This window comes from Actinomyces procaprae (assembly GCF_004798665.1).
In the GTDB taxonomy this organism is placed as follows: domain Bacteria; phylum Actinomycetota; class Actinomycetes; order Actinomycetales; family Actinomycetaceae; genus Actinomyces; species Actinomyces procaprae.
In genome coordinates, this window is record NZ_CP039292.1 from 2116428 (window position 1) to 2132037 (window position 15610).

The 15610-nt window shown below is 70.1% G+C and carries 12 protein-coding genes; 4 read left to right on the plus strand and 8 right to left on the minus strand.

The features are described 5' to 3' along the window. Positions 1 to 66: 66 nt before the first annotated feature. Both E4J16_RS08530 and E4J16_RS08535 read left to right on the plus strand, forming a co-directional pair. A complete protein-coding gene (locus E4J16_RS08530; RefSeq protein WP_136192244.1) occupies positions 67 to 1959 on the plus strand; it encodes an AMP-binding protein in 1893 nt (630 codons plus the stop codon). Next, positions 1956 to 3716 (plus strand): AMP-binding protein, encoded by a 1761-nt coding sequence (locus tag E4J16_RS08535; protein WP_136192245.1) that lies wholly within the window; start codon positions 1956 to 1958, stop codon positions 3714 to 3716. Before E4J16_RS08530 ends, E4J16_RS08535 begins: the two co-directional genes overlap by 4 nt. A 48-nt stretch (positions 3717 to 3764) precedes the next feature. Here E4J16_RS08535 and E4J16_RS08540 read toward each other — a convergent pair whose 3' ends face one another. The 3 genes from E4J16_RS08540 to dapA form a co-directional block, all read right to left on the minus strand. Then, a complete protein-coding gene (locus E4J16_RS08540; RefSeq protein WP_168708066.1) occupies positions 3765 to 5804 on the minus strand; it encodes an FtsX-like permease family protein in 2040 nt (679 codons plus the stop codon). 50 nt (positions 5805 to 5854) lie between these two features. Then, complete coding sequence (locus E4J16_RS08545; protein WP_204519773.1) at positions 5855 to 6673, minus strand: ABC transporter ATP-binding protein; 819 nt, start codon at positions 6671 to 6673, stop codon at positions 5855 to 5857. Between the two features lie 290 nt (positions 6674 to 6963). Further along, positions 6964 to 7860: a 4-hydroxy-tetrahydrodipicolinate synthase gene (gene dapA, locus E4J16_RS08550; protein WP_136192247.1), complete on the minus strand. Its 897-nt coding sequence runs from the start codon at positions 7858 to 7860 to the stop codon at positions 6964 to 6966. 144 nt (positions 7861 to 8004) lie between these two features. Here dapA and E4J16_RS08555 point away from each other — a divergent pair, with 144 nt between their 5' ends. Beyond that, positions 8005 to 8670, plus strand: coding sequence for a GNAT family N-acetyltransferase (locus E4J16_RS08555; RefSeq protein WP_136192248.1), 666 nt, complete (start codon positions 8005 to 8007; stop codon positions 8668 to 8670). Positions 8671 to 8760: 90 nt separating this feature from the next. Here E4J16_RS08555 and dapB read toward each other — a convergent pair whose 3' ends face one another. From dapB to E4J16_RS08580, 5 genes are all read right to left on the minus strand, one after another. Next, positions 8761 to 9513: a 4-hydroxy-tetrahydrodipicolinate reductase gene (dapB, locus tag E4J16_RS08560; RefSeq protein ID WP_136192249.1), complete on the minus strand. Its 753-nt coding sequence runs from the start codon at positions 9511 to 9513 to the stop codon at positions 8761 to 8763. A 150-nt stretch (positions 9514 to 9663) separates the two neighbouring features. Then, a complete protein-coding gene (locus E4J16_RS16240) occupies positions 9664 to 9810 on the minus strand; it encodes a hypothetical protein (protein ID WP_136313761.1) in 147 nt (48 codons plus the stop codon). Beyond that, positions 9797 to 10060, minus strand: a complete 264-nt coding sequence (locus tag E4J16_RS16245) for a hypothetical protein (protein WP_168709477.1) — start codon at positions 10058 to 10060, stop codon at positions 9797 to 9799. Before E4J16_RS16245 ends, E4J16_RS16240 begins: the two co-directional genes overlap by 14 nt. Positions 10061 to 10173: 113 nt before the next feature. After that, complete coding sequence (locus E4J16_RS08575; protein ID WP_420809306.1) at positions 10174 to 11556, minus strand: M16 family metallopeptidase; 1383 nt, start codon at positions 11554 to 11556, stop codon at positions 10174 to 10176. 176 nt (positions 11557 to 11732) lie between these two features. Next, positions 11733 to 14102, minus strand: a complete 2370-nt coding sequence (locus tag E4J16_RS08580; RefSeq protein ID WP_136313762.1) for a polyribonucleotide nucleotidyltransferase — start codon at positions 14100 to 14102, stop codon at positions 11733 to 11735. Between the two features lie 352 nt (positions 14103 to 14454). Between E4J16_RS08580 and fucO the strand changes: the two genes are divergently transcribed. Continuing rightward, a complete protein-coding gene (gene fucO, locus E4J16_RS08585; RefSeq protein WP_136313763.1) occupies positions 14455 to 15606 on the plus strand; it encodes a lactaldehyde reductase in 1152 nt (383 codons plus the stop codon). The last annotated feature ends 4 nt before the right edge of the window (positions 15607 to 15610 follow it).

Here is a 15610-nt window from a genome sequence, read left to right on the forward strand (position 1 = left end):
CGTAGGTTACGGTTACGTAGGTAGCCTCATCCCGCCAGTACCGGCGGGAGTACGGGAAAGGGAGAGATGAGCAGCTTCGAACAGGCCGCTGACACCGGTCGCCAGGCGCGAACCCGGATCGACTCAACCGATTTCCAGCGCCCCCATTACGCCCCCGGCATCCCCAGCGTGATCGCACCGGTCACCGAGCCGCTCTCCCGCATGCTCGACGACGCAGCCCGCCGCTTCCCGGACCGCATCGCCCTGGACTTCATGGGGCAGGCGACCACATACCGGCAGCTGAGTGAGCAGGTGGCACGGGCCGCGGAGGCGCTGCGCCGCCTGGGCGTGGGCCGCGGCGACGTCGTCGGGGTGATACTGCCCAACTGTCCCCAGCACGTCGTGATCGCCTACGCCGCCTGGAGGCTCGGGGCGATAGTCGCCGAGCACAACCCGCTGGCGCCCGCCGCCCAGATCCGCGACCAGATTCAGATGCACCACGGCCGGGTGATCATCGCCTGGGAGAAGTCGCTGGCGCGGATCGTGCAGGCCGTCGGCTCGCTGGACGCCGCCGGCATGGCGGGTGCCCGGGTGCTCGCGGTGGACCTCTCCCGCGGACTGCCATGGACCAGCCGCCTGGCGCTGAAGCTCCCGGTGGCGGCCGCGCGCTCCCAGCGCAACGAGCTGCGGGGCAGGGTCCCCGCCGGGGTGGGCTCCTGGGACGCCCTGGTCGCCGCCACCGCGCCACTGCCCGCGGGGCACCCGCTCCCGGGTGTGAACGACGTCGCCGTGCTGCTGTACACCGGAGGTACCACCGGCACCCCCAAGGCGGTCCAGCTGACTCACGCCAATGCGCGCGCCAACGCGGAGATGAGCCTGGCGTGGGCCTCCCAGACCTGCGAGGCCGGGCAGGAGACCTTCTACGCCGTGCTGCCCTTCTTCCACGCCTTCGGCCTGAGCCTGTCACTGCTGTGCGCCGTCGGCCTGGCAGCAACCCAGGTGGTGCTGCCCAAGTTCGGGGCCGACATGGTGCTGGCCGCCTGGAAGCGTCACCCGGCGACCTTCTTCCCGGGTGTGCCGGTCATGTTCGACCGGATCGTCACGCGGGCACGGGACACCGGGGCGGACCTGTCCAGCTGCAAGATCGCCGTCTGCGGGGCGGCGCCGACTCCCAAGGCGGTGGCGGACGCCTGGGAGGAGGCCACCGGCGGGGTCATCATCGAGGGCTACGGCATGACGGAGACGGCACCCATCATCCTGGGCAACCCGATCTCCCCCGAGCGGCGTCCCGGTGCGCTGGGCGTGCCCTACCCCTCCACCGACGTGCGCGTGGTCGACCCCGACCACCCCGAGGTGGAGGTGGAGCCGGGCCAGGTCGGAGAGCTGGTGGTACGCGGGCCGCAGGTGTTCGCCGGCTATTGGGAGAACCCGGAGGAGACGGCCGCCGTCATGCTGGACGGGGGCTGGCTGCGCACCGGCGACCTGGTGCGCCAGGAGGAGGACGGCTTCTACGTGATGGCCGACCGCCGCAAGGAGCTGATCATCTCCGGCGGCTTCAACATCTACCCCAGCGAGGTGGAGGCGGCCGTACGCACCATGCCGCAGGTGGAGGAGGTCGCCGTCGTCGGGCTGCCGGCGGAGGCCGGCAACGAGTCCGTGGTGGCGGCGATCCTGCCCAAGGACGGGCAGACGGTCACACTGGAGCAGGTGCGCGCCTGGGCGGAGAAGACCCTGTCCCACTACGCGCTGCCCCGCCAGGTGGCGATCCTGACGGACATGCCCCGATCCCAGATCGGCAAGGTGCTGCGCCGCGTAGTGCGCGAGGAACTACTGGCCGCACGGGATGCGGCCGCAGGCGCGGCGAATGCGGCCGCATCCGCGTCGCAGTCCGCCGCCACGGCCCTGGTGGGGCGCCTGGGAGAGGTCGGTCGCCCCGAGGCAGACCCGGCCGGTGACGTATCCGAGGAGGGGACCCGATGAGTGCGACCGCGGACGCCGAGCATTACCGCCGCCCGCACTACCAGCCGAATATCCCCGCCGTCATCGACGTGCCGGAGGGGCCCCTGGGCGAGTTGCTGGACACCGCCGCCGAGTTCTACGGCGACCGGGTGGCACTGGACTTCATGGGGGCGACCCTTACCTACCGTGACCTGCTGGAGGCCTCCGAGCGCGCCGCGAGCCTGCTGCGCCGCGCGGGCGTCAAGGCCGGTGATCGGGTGGCCCTGCTCATGCCCAACTGTCCGCAGCACGTGGTGGCGATCTACGGGGCGCTGCGACTGGGGGCGATCGTGGCGGAGCACAACCCGCTCGCCCCCGCGCAGGAGATCCGCGCCCAGCTGGCCCACCACGGTGCGCGGGTGGTGATCGCCTGGGAGAAGGGCGTCGAACTGGTGCTGGATCCGGCTTCGACGGCGGCCGGCGGCACGGATCCGGAGGCCGACCCGCTGGGCGGGCGCACGGTGTTCAGCGTGAACCTGGCCGCCGCCATGCCCGCCCGGCTGCGCGCCGCCCTGCACCTGCCCGTGGCCAGGGCGCGCCAGACTCGCGCCTCCATGCGCGCCGATTCGCTGCCGGCGGGCGTGCGCTCCTGGGACCGGGAGGTGGCCCGCGCGCACCGGCTGGAGGCCTCCTGGCCCCAGCCGGGCGGGGACGACGTCGCCGTGCTGCTGCACACGGGCGGCACCACCGGCATGCCCAAGGCCGCGATGCTCACGCACAAGAACCTGCGCGCCAACGCCAACCAGGCGATCGCCTGGGTGCCGATGCTGCATGAGGGCGGGGAGACCTTCCTGGCGCTGCTGCCCTTCTTCCACGCCTTCGGGCTGACCTTCAACGTGTTCTGCGCGGTACAGAAGGCGGCCACGCAGGTGATGCTGCCGAAGTTCTCGGTCAGCCAGGTGCTGGCGGCCCACCAGCGCCGCCCCTTCACGTTCTTCGTGGGGGTGCCGGTGATGTTCGAACGGATCCTGCGGGGCGCCCAGAAGAAGGGCGTGTCCCTGAAGACGCTGCGCTACGGCGTGTGCGGGGCGGCCCCGATGCCGCCGGCCGTGGGGGCGGAGTGGGAGGCCGCCACCGGCGGCTACTTCGTGGAGGGCTACGGGATGACGGAGACCAGCCCGATCGTCTCGGGCACGCCCATGGGACCCAGCCGCCGCCTGGGGGCGCTGGGGCTGCCCTTCGCCTCCACCGACGTGCGGGTCGTTGACCCCGACGCCCCGGACCCCGAGCGGGAGGTGCCCGACGGGGAGCCTGGCGAGCTGCTGGTGCGCGGGCCGCAGGTCTTCGCCGGCTACTGGGACGACCCGGAGGCGACGGCGGCCGCCATGCTGCCCGGCGGCTGGCTGCGCACCGGGGACATGGTGCGCCGGGAGGACTCCTTCCTGTGGATGGCCGACCGGCGGCGCGAGCTGATCCTCACCGGCGGCTTCAACGTCTACCCCTCCCAGGTGGAGGCGGCCATCCTGAGCCTGGACGGCGTGGCGGACGTCGCCGTCGTCGGGCTGCCGGGCGGGGCAAATGGGGAACTGGTGTGCGCGGCCGTCGTGCTGGAGCCGGGCACGCCGGCCGGGGCGGTCACCCTGGAGACGGTGCGTGCCCACGCCGAGCGGGTGCTCCCCCACTACGCGCTGCCGCGTCACCTGGAGATCATCGAGGAGATGCCGCGCTCCCAGATCGGCAAGATCCTGCGCCGCGTGGTGCGCGAGCAGATCCTCGGCCGGGTCGGCGCCGCGGCCTGAGTTGCACCGACGCCGGACAGCGAGTTTTCGTACGAGTGATTGGCGAAGCTATTTTCCTGCGCTCTTTTCAGCGGCCCCGAATGAGAGGCGCGTGGAGCGCAATATAGTCGCCAAGGCCGTCAGCTGAGGCACCACGAGAGCAGCAGCGGCACTGGCGATCACGAATGACCAGGGTATGGCAGGCGGGACCGTCAAATCGTCGTAATAGGGAACCAGAACGTGAGCCAGCCAGGCCCAAGTCACGGTGATGGCGACGGCCGCTATGGCAAGGCCGAGCAACTGAAGACCGGCAGTCTGAACCAGGGCACTGCGCAGCACGGTTGCACGAGACGCACCGGTACGGCGCAGCAGTCGGCTCTCATAGCGGCGGGAGCGGATCAGAGCGAATACCTGTTGCACCATGACCCCGGCCGCCAATAGGCAAATGCCCCCTGTCGTAGTCGCGTCGTTCGATGCGCCGCGCCTGTTCTCCGCAGCGACGATGCTGTCGGTCCATCCTTGACCAGTAGTTACCGTGGCGGCCGCCGGTGCAACCCGGACGAGAGACTCCAGCAGTTGGTCCTGCTCACCGGAGGTAGCGGTCAAGAACCAGTCCTCGGTGGTCGGCTCCCCCATAGCCGCGGGCAGCACGCTTTCATCCGCCACCAAGGAAGTGTGCAGCGGATAACCGGAATCGAAAAGTGCGGCCACCCGGAGTACCACATCCTGGCCATCCGCACCGAGCAAAGTGATCGAGTCTCCCACCTGATAGATGCCACCGTCTTCACGCGTGCGGCCGGCGCGCAGCGCAATGCCCGTGTCATGGACATCGCCCGTATCGCCTTCCACCATGTGAAGGTCCGCGGCGGCGAGCAAGGTCTCCGGATCGCTCGCGGTGGTCACGGTGACTTGGTAGGTGGCCAGTGTCGTAAGAGGAAACGACTCTAGACGCGCCCGGTCGATGACCTGGGCGGGCGTCTGCCCGACTGGCGCAACCATCCATGCGCTCGAACTGGTTCTTGCACGCACCGCGCTGGCGACCTGAGGAGCCGTCGAGATGCTGCCCCAGGCGACCTCGAGATCGGGGTCAAGCTGATCCGACTCCTGGTGGAGAGCGGCATCGACCTGACCGGACAGGGCGTAATCCTCTCGCCAGTCACGGCCGGAACCGAGGTTGGACGCCATTATTGGTATCGTCGCCAGGGTCACGACGGCAACCACGGGCACGACGACAGCTCCGGCCCGGTGAGCGGCCATCCGGGTATGCGCCCACGCGGTCAAGCTCGCGCCCGGATCCAGCAACTGTAACGGTAGACAGAAAACCCGCATCACTACGTCCACTAGAGCTGGTGCCAGAGCACACAGCCCCACGGCCACGGCAACACCAATCCACAGGCCGACGCCGTCGTCGGCCTCCCAAGGCAAGTGCGCAGGCCCGACCACCCAAATCCAGATCACCAGCGCGGCACAAGCGGCGGACACGATCCAACGAGCACGCCCGACCCTCCGCACGGCTGCTGACGACTCGCGCACTGCCTCCACAGCAGGAGTGCGCGCCGCGCTCCGCGCACCGATCAGGGCGCCGGCGGTCGTCACCACGGTCATTGCCGCCACCGTGAGCAGCAGACCCGACGACGTGACCTTCGGAACGTAACCGTCGGCCCAGTTGTCCTGTGAGGCGAGCAGGCGGGCCAGGGCGCGTAGTCCGAAGACAGAGACCAGGGCGCCCAAGGTCGAGCATGCCATCCCCAGGATGAAGGCCTCCCGGGCGATCATGCGGCGAATCCGACCCGGGGTGGCTCCGGCCAGACGAAGCAGTGCCAACTCTCGGCGGCGCCCCTGCACGGCCACGCTCATGGCCTGAGCCACCAGCACCAATCCCGCCAGCCCTCCCACGGCGAGTTGGAGTATTGCGGTCATATGGCCGGAGTAGACCCGTCCCAAGAAGAAGATCGCTCGTGCCGGCTCCATGGCGGAGACATCGACCACGGACAAGCGCGACGCCTGAAACAGCAACGCCTCCGAGCCGACCAGCACCGAAGTGGCCAACACAACGGCGCCTACACCGACGTAGGGAAGCCTGTGCTCTCGCAGCATCGCGAAGGCCATGCGCCAGCGGGCTCGCGAGCGCAGGAGTCGGGCACGTACACCTGCTCGACTCATGGCTGGCCCTCGTCGGCGAGCAGCGTTGCACCATCGCGCTCGGCTTGTTCTTGGAGCTCGGCCAGTTGCTGGGCGATCTGGGTGGCGTCGGCGCCAATCACCTGGCCGCTGACTTGCCCGTCCACGAGCCACACAACCCGATCGGCCCAGGCCGCCACCCGCGGATCATGGGTCACTACCAACAACCCCGCGCCAGCATCGACCAGTAGATCCAGTTGGTCCAACACTGCTCGGCCCGCGCGCATATCAAGCGCGCCGGTCGGTTCATCAGCGAACACCATCGCTGGATGTGATGCCAGCGCCCGTGCTACCGCCACTCGTTGACGTTGACCACCCGACAGCCGCCCCGGGAGTCGCTTTTCCAGGCCGGTCAACCCCACGCTTCCCAAGGCTTCAACAACTTCCGCATCATCACGGGGACGTCCACCGAGTAAGCCTGGTAGCGCTACATTCTGTGCCGCGGTCAGCGACTCCACCAGATTCAGATCCTGGAACACGAACGCCACTCGGTCTCGGCGCAACATCGTCAATTCCTTCTCCGAGGCGGCCATAACATCCACCCCGTCCAAGGAAACCTGACCTGCCTCTGCCCGCAGCAAACCCGCAGCGCAGAGCAGCAGCGTCGACTTGCCCGAGCCCGACGGCCCCATCACCGCCACCCGTTCACCCGCACGTACGCTCAGATCCACCCCGCCAAGCACCCACGGTCCTGACGACGCGTATCGATACTTCACCCCGACGGCCCTCAACACATCCGGCAGCGGCCCGGTGTGCTCAACCGATGACGCAGAGGAAACGGGAGACATGAACGACATGGCTGTACCCCATTGATCAGATGACGGGAAACGTAGCAGGGCACACCGATCGGTGGCGTTGGTCACCGCGACGTGGGCTGCAGCTCACAAATACATTATCCGCTTCGACCACAGGTCACCCCCTCGTTATCCAGGACGACAACAGCTCCTCCTTGAGGAGGAGATTGCCCTGTTCGAAAGTCTGGCCATCGTTGTGACACCAGTGCATCACCTACCGAATCGGAAGGCGACATCTACGCCTACGCCGTCCGCGGGGCATCAGCGTTGACAGAAACAGTCGACATACCGGCTCAGAGCAGCCCGGCGGCCTGGAGGCTGTCGCGCAGGGCGGCGACCTCGGCGGCGGTGGCGCGCACCAGGGGCAGGCGCACGGTGGCGCTGGGGAGGCGCCCCTGCAGGGCCAGCGCCTCCTTGGCCATCACCGCGCCCTGGCCGCCACCCATGATGGCACGCACCAACGGGCGCATGCGCTGGGCCACGGCGCGGGCGCCGGGCAGGTCACCGGCGTCGACCTCGCGGATCATCTCCCGCCAGGAGTGGGCGTCGGCGTGGGCGACCACGGAGACGACGCCGCTGGCGCCATGGGTGAGCCAGGCGAAGTTCAGCCCGTCGTCGCCGGAGTAGTACTCCAGGCCGGTGGCCTCCATGCGCTCGAAGCCCTGCTCGACGTCGCCGGTGGCGTCCTTGACCGCCAGCACCCGCTCATGCTCAGCCAGGCGGGCGAGGGTGTCGCCGGTGATCTTCACGCCGGTGCGGCCGGGGATGTCGTAGACCATGACCGGCAGGTCGGTGGCCTCGACCACCGCCATGATGTGCCGGTAGACACCCTCCTGGCTGGGGCGGTTGTAGTAGGGGGCGTTGATGAGCAGCCCCTGCGCGCCGGCCTCCTGGGAGCCCACCCCGATGCGCACCGCGTGGGCGGTGTCGTTGGAGCCGGCGCCGGCCACGAGCATGGCCCGCCCCGCCAGCGCGTCCTTCACCTCGCGCAGCAGCGTCTGCTTCTCCGGCAGGTGGGTGGTGGGGGCCTCACCCGTGGTGCCGGCCAGCAGGATCATGTCGGCCCCGTCATCGACCAGGGAGACGGCCAGCTTCTGGGCGGCCTCGACGTCGATCTCCCCCTCCGGGGTGAAGGGGGTGACCATGGCGACGCCGACGGAGCCGAAGGACCGGCTGGGGAGAGTGCTCATAGTGAGCAGCGTAACGGTATTGCCGCTCCGGCGGCGGGGGCGGTCGCGCAGTGAGCAGCCGGAGGCGGGGCATTTGCGGATGCGACGGGCGAGCATGCGGGGTGAAGGCGGCTTCGGCCCGCACGGGCGCATAGGCTCGGCGGCATGACTGATACGCGCCTCCCCGACGGATCGCCCCGCCCGCCGTCATCTTCCCCATCCGCCGTCGGCTTCGTGCGTGAGGCCACCGCCGCGGACCTGGACGCGATCGGGCGGGTGCATGCCGCCGCCATGCTGGCCTCGCTGCGCGCCGCGCATGCGGCCGCCCACGAGGTGCCGCTGCCGGCGGGAGTCGAGGCGATGGTGGCGGCGCCGGTGATCGCCGCCGGCTGGGAGCAGGCGGTGGTGGCTCCGCCGTCGCCGGCGCACCGCGTGTTCGTGGCGGTGGGTGAGGGCGGCGAGGTGGCGGGCCTGATCGGCGTCGCGCCCTCCCCTGACGGCGCGGATGCGACGAGGGCCGCGGGCAAGACGAGCCGAGTCGACGACGACGCGGCGGCAAACCCGGCCCTCACGAGCGAACGGGGCCTGGAGATCACTGCGCTCGGCGTCGCCCCGGGCCAGCAGCGCCGCGGGCACGGCTCCCGGCTGCTGGCCGCCGCCACGGATCAGGCGCGCGCCCAGGGCGCCGACGTGCTGCTGGTGTGGGCTGTGCGTGGGGACGATTCGCTGGCCGGGTTCCTGCGCGGCGCCGGGCTGACCCGCACGGGCTCGTTCCGGGAGCTGCCCGTCGGGCAGGGGGTCACCGAGGACTGCTGGGCCGCCGTCCTGTAAGCGCCTGCGGCCGTCCGAGCCGCCACGCGCCCGGCGCCGGCTGCCGCATGCCACGCAACCGGCGGATCCGGAGCCGGGCACCGCGCGGGGTCAGAGGTCCAGCAGCTGGTCCAGGCCGATGGTCAGGCCCTCGCGCCCGCCGACCTCGCGCACGGCCAGCACCACGCCCGGCATGAAGCTGGCGCGGTCGAAGGAGTCGGTGCGGATGGTCAGCTGCTCGCCGGGGTTGCCGAGCACGACCTCCTCGTGGGCGGTCAGTCCGCGCAGACGCACGGCGTGTACGTGCACGCCATCGACGACGGCGCCGCGGGCGCCGTCCGGGTCGGTCTCGGTGGCGTCGGGCACCGGGCCCAGCCCGGCCTCGGCGCGGGCGGCGGCAATGCCGCGGGCGGTGGCGATGGCGGTGCCGGAGGGGGCGTCCACCTTGTTCGGGTGGTGCAGCTCGATGACCTCGGCGGACTCGAAGTAGCGGGCGGCCTTCGCGGCGAAGGACATGGTCAGCACCGCGGACAGGGCGAAGTTCGGGGCGATGATGACGCTGCGACCGGCCGCCTCGGGCCGGGCGAGGTGCTCGCGCACGCGCCCGTAGGCCTCGTCCGTCCAGCCGGTGGTGCCCACCACCACGTCCACGCCGGCGTCGATGAGGGCGTGGACGTTGGCCTCAGTGACGGCCGGGACCGTGAAGTCGACGGCTACGTGGGCGCCGTTCAGGGTGTCGGCGCTGATGGTGTCGCCGACGTCGAGGCGGGCGACGAGCGCGAGCCCGTCGGCGTCCTGAACGGCCTGGCAGACGGTCGATCCCATGCGCCCGGCGGCGCCGACTACGGCAACAGCAATACTCATGCCGGCATCCTAGCCAGGGTTGTCCAGATTCGGCACAAACGAGGCCTCAGACCCTTACCGGCGGTTTCTGGATCGTTGGAATCATGCGGTTTTACGACCTGCACTCAGCAGCTCCGGCGGCGTTTGTGCCGATTCTGGACACTTTTCGGCTCAAGCGCCCGGGCGGCGCGGTCGTAGGCGGGCTTCGTAGGTACCAGTCAGTCCTGCCTGCTGGAGCACGTGCCCGGCGATGGCCCGCTTGAGCCCGGAGAGCCGGCGCCATTCGGAAAGGCGCAGGACGGTGTCAAGGGCATACACGGTGAAGCGGTAGGTGTGGGTGGGTGGTACCGCGGGGAGACTTCGGCCCGCGGTACCGGTGCAGGCCGTAGGCGATCCCCTGGACTATCCCGGTGCCGGGACTGACACGACCCGGCGGGATGGCCCCGGGGATCAGCTCGCCCGCGGGAATGTTCCACGCCACCCAGTGGGCCATGGTTCCGAACAACGGATGAGTCAGGTCCTCGAGCGTAACCGCCAGAGTCTTCGCGCGGTCATCCAGCCCTTGCAACCGCAGCTCCGGTGAGACGTCCTCACCGCGTCAGGTGTATCTCGTCTCGAAGCGACCGGCGTCATCAAAGCACTCCGAAGTGAGAATGAGTGTGGCGGCGGGATCAGGCGAACTCATGACTCGGCTCCGGTATGTCCGGCACCCGGTCCGACCACCACGCGGCAGCGCTCCTGGGCGGCGAGCTGGGCCGCCAGGGCGCGCACGTCGTCGGCGGTGACCGCGTCCAGGCGGCGCAGGTTCTCCTCCATGGAGCGCAGCCGGCCGGTGACCACCTCGGCGCGCCCCAGCCGCCCCATGCGCGCCAGGGAGTCCTCTCCCCCAAGCACCATGGAGCCGCGGATCTGCCCGCGGGCGCGCTCCAGCTCACGCGCGGTGACGCCGTCGGCGGCCAGCGACTCGAACTCACCGGCCATGACGGTCAGCACCTCCTCGACGTCGCCGGGTGCGCAGCCGGCATACAGCCCGAAGGCTCCGGCCCCGGCGTAGGGGGTGTCGAAGGCGTAGGTGGAGTAGGCCAGACCGCGCTTCTCGCGGATCTCCTGGAATAGGCGCGAGGACATGCCGCCGCCGAGGATGGTGGTGAGCACGCTCATCGTCCAGCGGCGCTCGTCCAGCGCCGGAATCCCCTGGCAGGCGAGGTAGACGTGGGACTGCTCGGACTCCCGATTCACGGTGATGTCATGGACGGTCAGCTCGGCCATGGGCTCGGTCTCGAAGCGGCGCGGACGCGGGGCGACGGCGCCGGTGGTGTCCCAGCCGGCGGCGGCCAGGTCGGCGGCCACGCGCGCGCAGATCTCGTCGTGGTCGACGGCGCCGGCGGCCGCGACCACGAGCGTGTCGGAGGCGTAGGTCCGCTGGTAGTGCTCCCAGACGGCGTCGCGGGGCACGGCGGAGACGGTCTCGTAGGTGCCGCCGATGGGGCGCCCCAGCGGGGTGTGGTCACCGAAGGCGGCGCGGGCGAAGGCCTCCTGGGCGATTTCGGCGGGGTCGTCGGCGGCGTCGGCCAGCTCGGAGACGATCACGCCGCGCTCGGTCTCCACCTCGCCCGGGTCCAGGCGGGAGGAGGTGACCATGTCGGCGAGCACGTCCAGGGCGGTCAGGTCGTCCGGGCCGAGCACGCGGGCGTAGTAGGAGGTGTGCTCCTTGGAGGTGGCGGCGTTGGACTCCCCACCGATCATGTCGAAGGCCTCGGCGATGTCGTGGGCGGAGCGGGTGGCCGTGCCCTTGAACAGCAGGTGCTCCAGGAAGTGGGTGGAGCCCTCCTGGCCGGCGCGCTCGTCGCGGCTGCCGACGCCGAACCACATGCCCAGTGAGGCCGAGCGCAGCGCGGGCACGTGCTCGGTGATCACCCGCACCCCGCCGGGCAGGATCGAGCGGCGGATGGTGGCGCCGTCGTCAACCAGGTGGTGTTCGGTGCCGGGGGCGCCGGCGGGTGCGCGGTCGAGGGTGACTTCAGCGAAGTTGGTTTCGGGGCCGGTTGGGGCGGGAGTAATCACCGCACGAGCCTAGACGACCGACCTCGGTACGTCAGATCTACCGACCTCGGTACGTCAGATCTACCGACCTCGGTACGTAAGATCTACCGACCTCGGCGAGAGAGGGCCGGGCTCCGGCTGATCGTCGTGATCGCGCGGAGCCCGGCCCCAGGTTGTCACCGGGTCAACCGGATCAGTCACTCCTCCTCGGAGGACTCCACGGTGCGCATGCGGCGGCGGCGCGGGCGGCGCTCACGGCGCTCGCCGTCCTCCTCGGTGCGCTCGCGGCGGCGGCGCGGGCGGCGCTCGCCGTCGCCCTCACCACGCTCGACGCGCTGCGCCTTGGCCTCATCCTCAGCGGCCTGCTGCTCCTCGTTGAGGACGGCGTGCAGGCTGAGTTTGCCGCGCTGGTCGATTTCGGCCAGCTCGACCTCGACCTTGTCGCCCACGCCCAGGACATCCTCGACGTTCTCCACGCGCTTGCCACCGACCAGACGGCGGATCTGCGAGACGTGCAGCAGGCCGTCCTTGCCGGGGGTCAGCGACACGAAGGCACCGAAGGTGGTGGTCTTCACAACCGTACCGACGAAGCGCTCACCGATCTCCGGCATCTGCGGGTTGGCGATGGCGTTCACGGCGTCGCGGGCGGCCTCGGCGGAGGGGCCGTCGGAGGCGCCGATGTAGATGGTGCCGTCGTCCTCGACCGTCAGCTCCGCACCGGTGTCCTCCTGGATCTGGTTGATCATCTTGCCCTTGGGGCCGATGACCTCACCGATCTTGTCCACCGGGATGTGCACCGTCAGCACGCGCGGCGCGGTGGGGGCCATCTCATCGGGAGAGTCGATCGCCTGGGCGAGGACGTCCAGGATGAACAGGCGGGCGTCGCGGGCCTGGGCCAGGGCACCGGCGAGCACGTCGGAGGGCAGGCCGTCCAGCTTGGTGTCCAGCTGCAGGGCGGTGATGAAGTCGCGGGTGCCGGCGACCTTGAAGTCCATGTCACCGAAGGCGTCCTCGCTGCCGAGGATGTCGGTGAGCGTGGCCCACTTGGTCTCGCCGTCGATCTCCTCGTGCATCAGGCCCATCGCGATGCCGGCCACCGGGGCGCGCAACGGCACGCCGGCGTTGAGCAGCGACAGGGTGGAGGCGCACACCGAGCCCATGGAGGTGGACCCGTTGGAGCCGAGCGCCTCGGAGACCTGACGGATGGCGTAGGGGAAGTCGTCGCGACTGGGCAGGACCGGCACCAGGGCGCGCTCGGCCAGGGCGCCGTGGCCGATCTCGCGGCGCTTGGGGGCGCCGACGCGGCCGGTCTCACCGGTGGAGAAGGGCGGGAAGACGTACTGGTGCATGTAGCGCTTGTGCTTGATCGGCGACAGGTCGTCGATCTGCTGCTCCATGCGCAGCATGTTCAGGGTGGTCACGCCCATGATCTGAGTCTCGCCGCGCTCGAAGATCGCCGAGCCGTGCACCCGGGGCAGCACCTCGACCTCGGCGGCCAGGGTGCGGATGTCCTTCAAGCCGCGGCCGTCCATGCGCACGCCCTCGGTGAGGGTGCGGTGGCGCACGAGCTTCTTGGTCACGGAGCGGAAGGCGGCCTTGAGGGCCTTGGCGTCCTCCTCGGCCGGGAAGGCCTCAGCCAGGTCGGCGAGTACCGCGTCACGCACGGCGTCGGTGGCCTCATCGCGGGCCTGCTTGCCCTCGGTGGCGATGGCGGCGGCCAGGTCGTGGGCCTGCGCGGCCTTCTCGACGGCGTCGTACTGCTCGTCGGTGTAGTCCAGGTAGAGGGGGAAGTCGGCGGTGGGCTTGGAGGCGTCCTTGGCGACCTCCAGCTGGGCCTCGCACAGCACCTTGATGTGCGGCTTGGCGGCCTCCAGGGCCTCGGCGACGACGGCCTCGGTGGGGGCGGTGGCGCCGGCGGCGATCAGGTCCCAGGCGTTCTCGGTGGCACCGGCCTCGACCATCATGATGGCGACGTCGCCGTCCTCCAGCACGCGCCCGGCCACAACCATGTTGAAGGTGGCGCGCTCGAGCTCGGAGTAGCGGGGGAAGGCCACCCAGTACCCGTCGATGAGCGCCAGGCGGGTGCCGGCGACGGGGCCGGAGAAGGGCAGGCCCGCGATCTGGGTGGACATGGAGGCCGCGTTGATGGCCAGGACGTCGTAGGCGTCGTCGGGGTGGATGGACAGCACGGTCTCAACCACCTGCACCTCGTTGCGCAGGCCCTTGACGAAGGAGGGGCGCAGCGGGCGGTCGATCAGGCGGCAGGCGAGGATGGCGGAGGTGCCGGCGCGGCCCTCGCGGCGGAAGAAGGAGCCGGGGATACGGCCGGCGGCGTACTGCCGCTCCTCCACGTCGACCGTGAGGGGGAAGAAGTCGAACTGGTCCTTGGGGTGCTTGCCCACGGTGGTGGCGGACAGGACGGTGGTCTCACCGTCCAGGTAGGCCATGGCGCTGCCGGCGGCCTGCTTGGCCAGGCGCCCGGTCTCGAAGCGGACCACCCGCTTGCCGAAGGGGCCGTTGTCGATCACGGCCTCGGCGGCCGTGACCTCGGGGTCGTCAAGGAACATATGTAGCGTGTCTCTTTCTGTGTCGATCATTCGGCCGACCGTGGCCTTCGATCGAGGCCCACGGAGCTGCGCACACGCTGGTCCGGAGGCCACCACCGAAAACCGACGGGCCGTGCCGTCCGGCCGCCGAGTCCATCCCGGCCACCGGGTCCGCTAGATCCTACCGTTCCGCCGTGTTCCGCGGGAGCACCGGACGCGGGGGACGACGTGAAATAGAACGCGCCGACGCCCCGGGACCTTCGGGCCTTACATCTGAGGAGATCCTCATGAAATCGTTTCAAACATGGAGGCGGGCCCAAGACGGCCCCGCATCCAACCCCACACGGCAAGCTGCACCAAGGGAGAGTGCTCAATGACCTACCGCATGATCTTCAACCAGACCGGCTACTTCGGACGCGGCGCCATCGCCAACATCCCCACCGAGATCACCGCCCGTGGGCTGAGCAAGGCCTTCATCGTCACCGACCCGGTCCTGGCGGAGAACGGCACCGCCACGCGCATCACCGACCTGCTCGACGGCGCCGGCATCGCCTGGGAGATCTTCTCCGACGTCGTGCCCAACCCGCCGGTGGAGAAGGTCCAGGCCGGCCTGGCCGCCTTCCGTGACTCCGGTGCCGACATCCTCATCGGCCTGGGCGGCGGCAGCCCGCAGGACACCTGCAAGGCGATCTCGGTGATCGCCACCAACCCCGAGTTCGAGGACGTGCTCAGCCTGGAGGGCGCCTCCCCCACGAAGCACCCGGGCACGCCCATCATCGGGGTGCCCACCACCGCGGGCACGGCCTCGGAGACCACCATCAACTACGTCATCACCGACACCGCGAACCAGCGCAAGTTCGTCTGCGTGGACCCGCACGACATCCCGGTGATCGCCGTAGTGGATCCCGACCTCATGGACGGCATGCCGCGTGGGCTGAAGGTCGCCACCGGCCTGGACGCCCTCACCCACGCCATCGAGGGCTACATCACCCCCGGCGCCTGGGAGCTGTCCGACGCCCTGTGCCTGCGCTCCATCCAGATGATCGCCAAGAACCTGCGCAAGGCCGCCGAGGGTGACGCCGACGCCGTGGAGCAGATGGGACTGGCCGCCTACATAAACGGCATGGCCTACTCCAACGTGGGCCTGGGCCTCGTGCACGGCATGGCGCACCCGCTGGGCGGACGCTACAACGCCCCGCACGGGGTGGCCAATGGCATTCTGCTGGCTCCGATCATGGCCTTCAACGCCGAGTACACCGGCGAGAAGTACCGCGACATCGCCGAGGCCTTCGGCGTGGCCGACGCCCAGACCATGCCGCTGGACCAGGCGCGCCAGGCCGCCGTCGACGCCGTCGCCCAGCTGACCCGCGACCTGGGCAACCCCACCCGCATCAGCGAGGTGGGCGTGGACGAGTCCGGCATCGCCGCGCTCACCGAGGACGCCTTCGCCGACGTGTGCACGCCCGGCAACCCGCGCCCGGCAACCCGCGAGGACATTGAGACGCTGTACCGCTCACTGCTGTGAGCCG

Bases quoted from the DNA above. Each gene is read 5' to 3' on its own strand.
- fucO (WP_136313763.1), top strand. From the start codon at position 14,455: ATGACCTACCGCATGATCTTCAACCAGACCGGCTACTTCGGACGCGGC.
- E4J16_RS08530 (WP_136192244.1), top strand. From the start codon at position 67: ATGAGCAGCTTCGAACAGGCCGCTGACACCGGTCGCCAGGCGCGAACC.
- E4J16_RS08545 (WP_204519773.1), bottom strand. From the start codon at position 6,673: ATGTCGTTCATGTCTCCCGTTTCCTCTGCGTCATCGGTTGAGCACACC.
- E4J16_RS08555 (WP_136192248.1), top strand. From the start codon at position 8,005: ATGACTGATACGCGCCTCCCCGACGGATCGCCCCGCCCGCCGTCATCT.
- dapB (WP_136192249.1), bottom strand. From the start codon at position 9,513: ATGAGTATTGCTGTTGCCGTAGTCGGCGCCGCCGGGCGCATGGGATCG.
- E4J16_RS08535 (WP_136192245.1), top strand. From the start codon at position 1,956: ATGAGTGCGACCGCGGACGCCGAGCATTACCGCCGCCCGCACTACCAG.
- E4J16_RS08580 (WP_136313762.1), bottom strand. From the start codon at position 14,102: ATGTTCCTTGACGACCCCGAGGTCACGGCCGCCGAGGCCGTGATCGAC.
- E4J16_RS08540 (WP_168708066.1), bottom strand. From the start codon at position 5,804: ATGGCCTTCGCGATGCTGCGAGAGCACAGGCTTCCCTACGTCGGTGTA.
- dapA (WP_136192247.1), bottom strand. From the start codon at position 7,860: ATGAGCACTCTCCCCAGCCGGTCCTTCGGCTCCGTCGGCGTCGCCATG.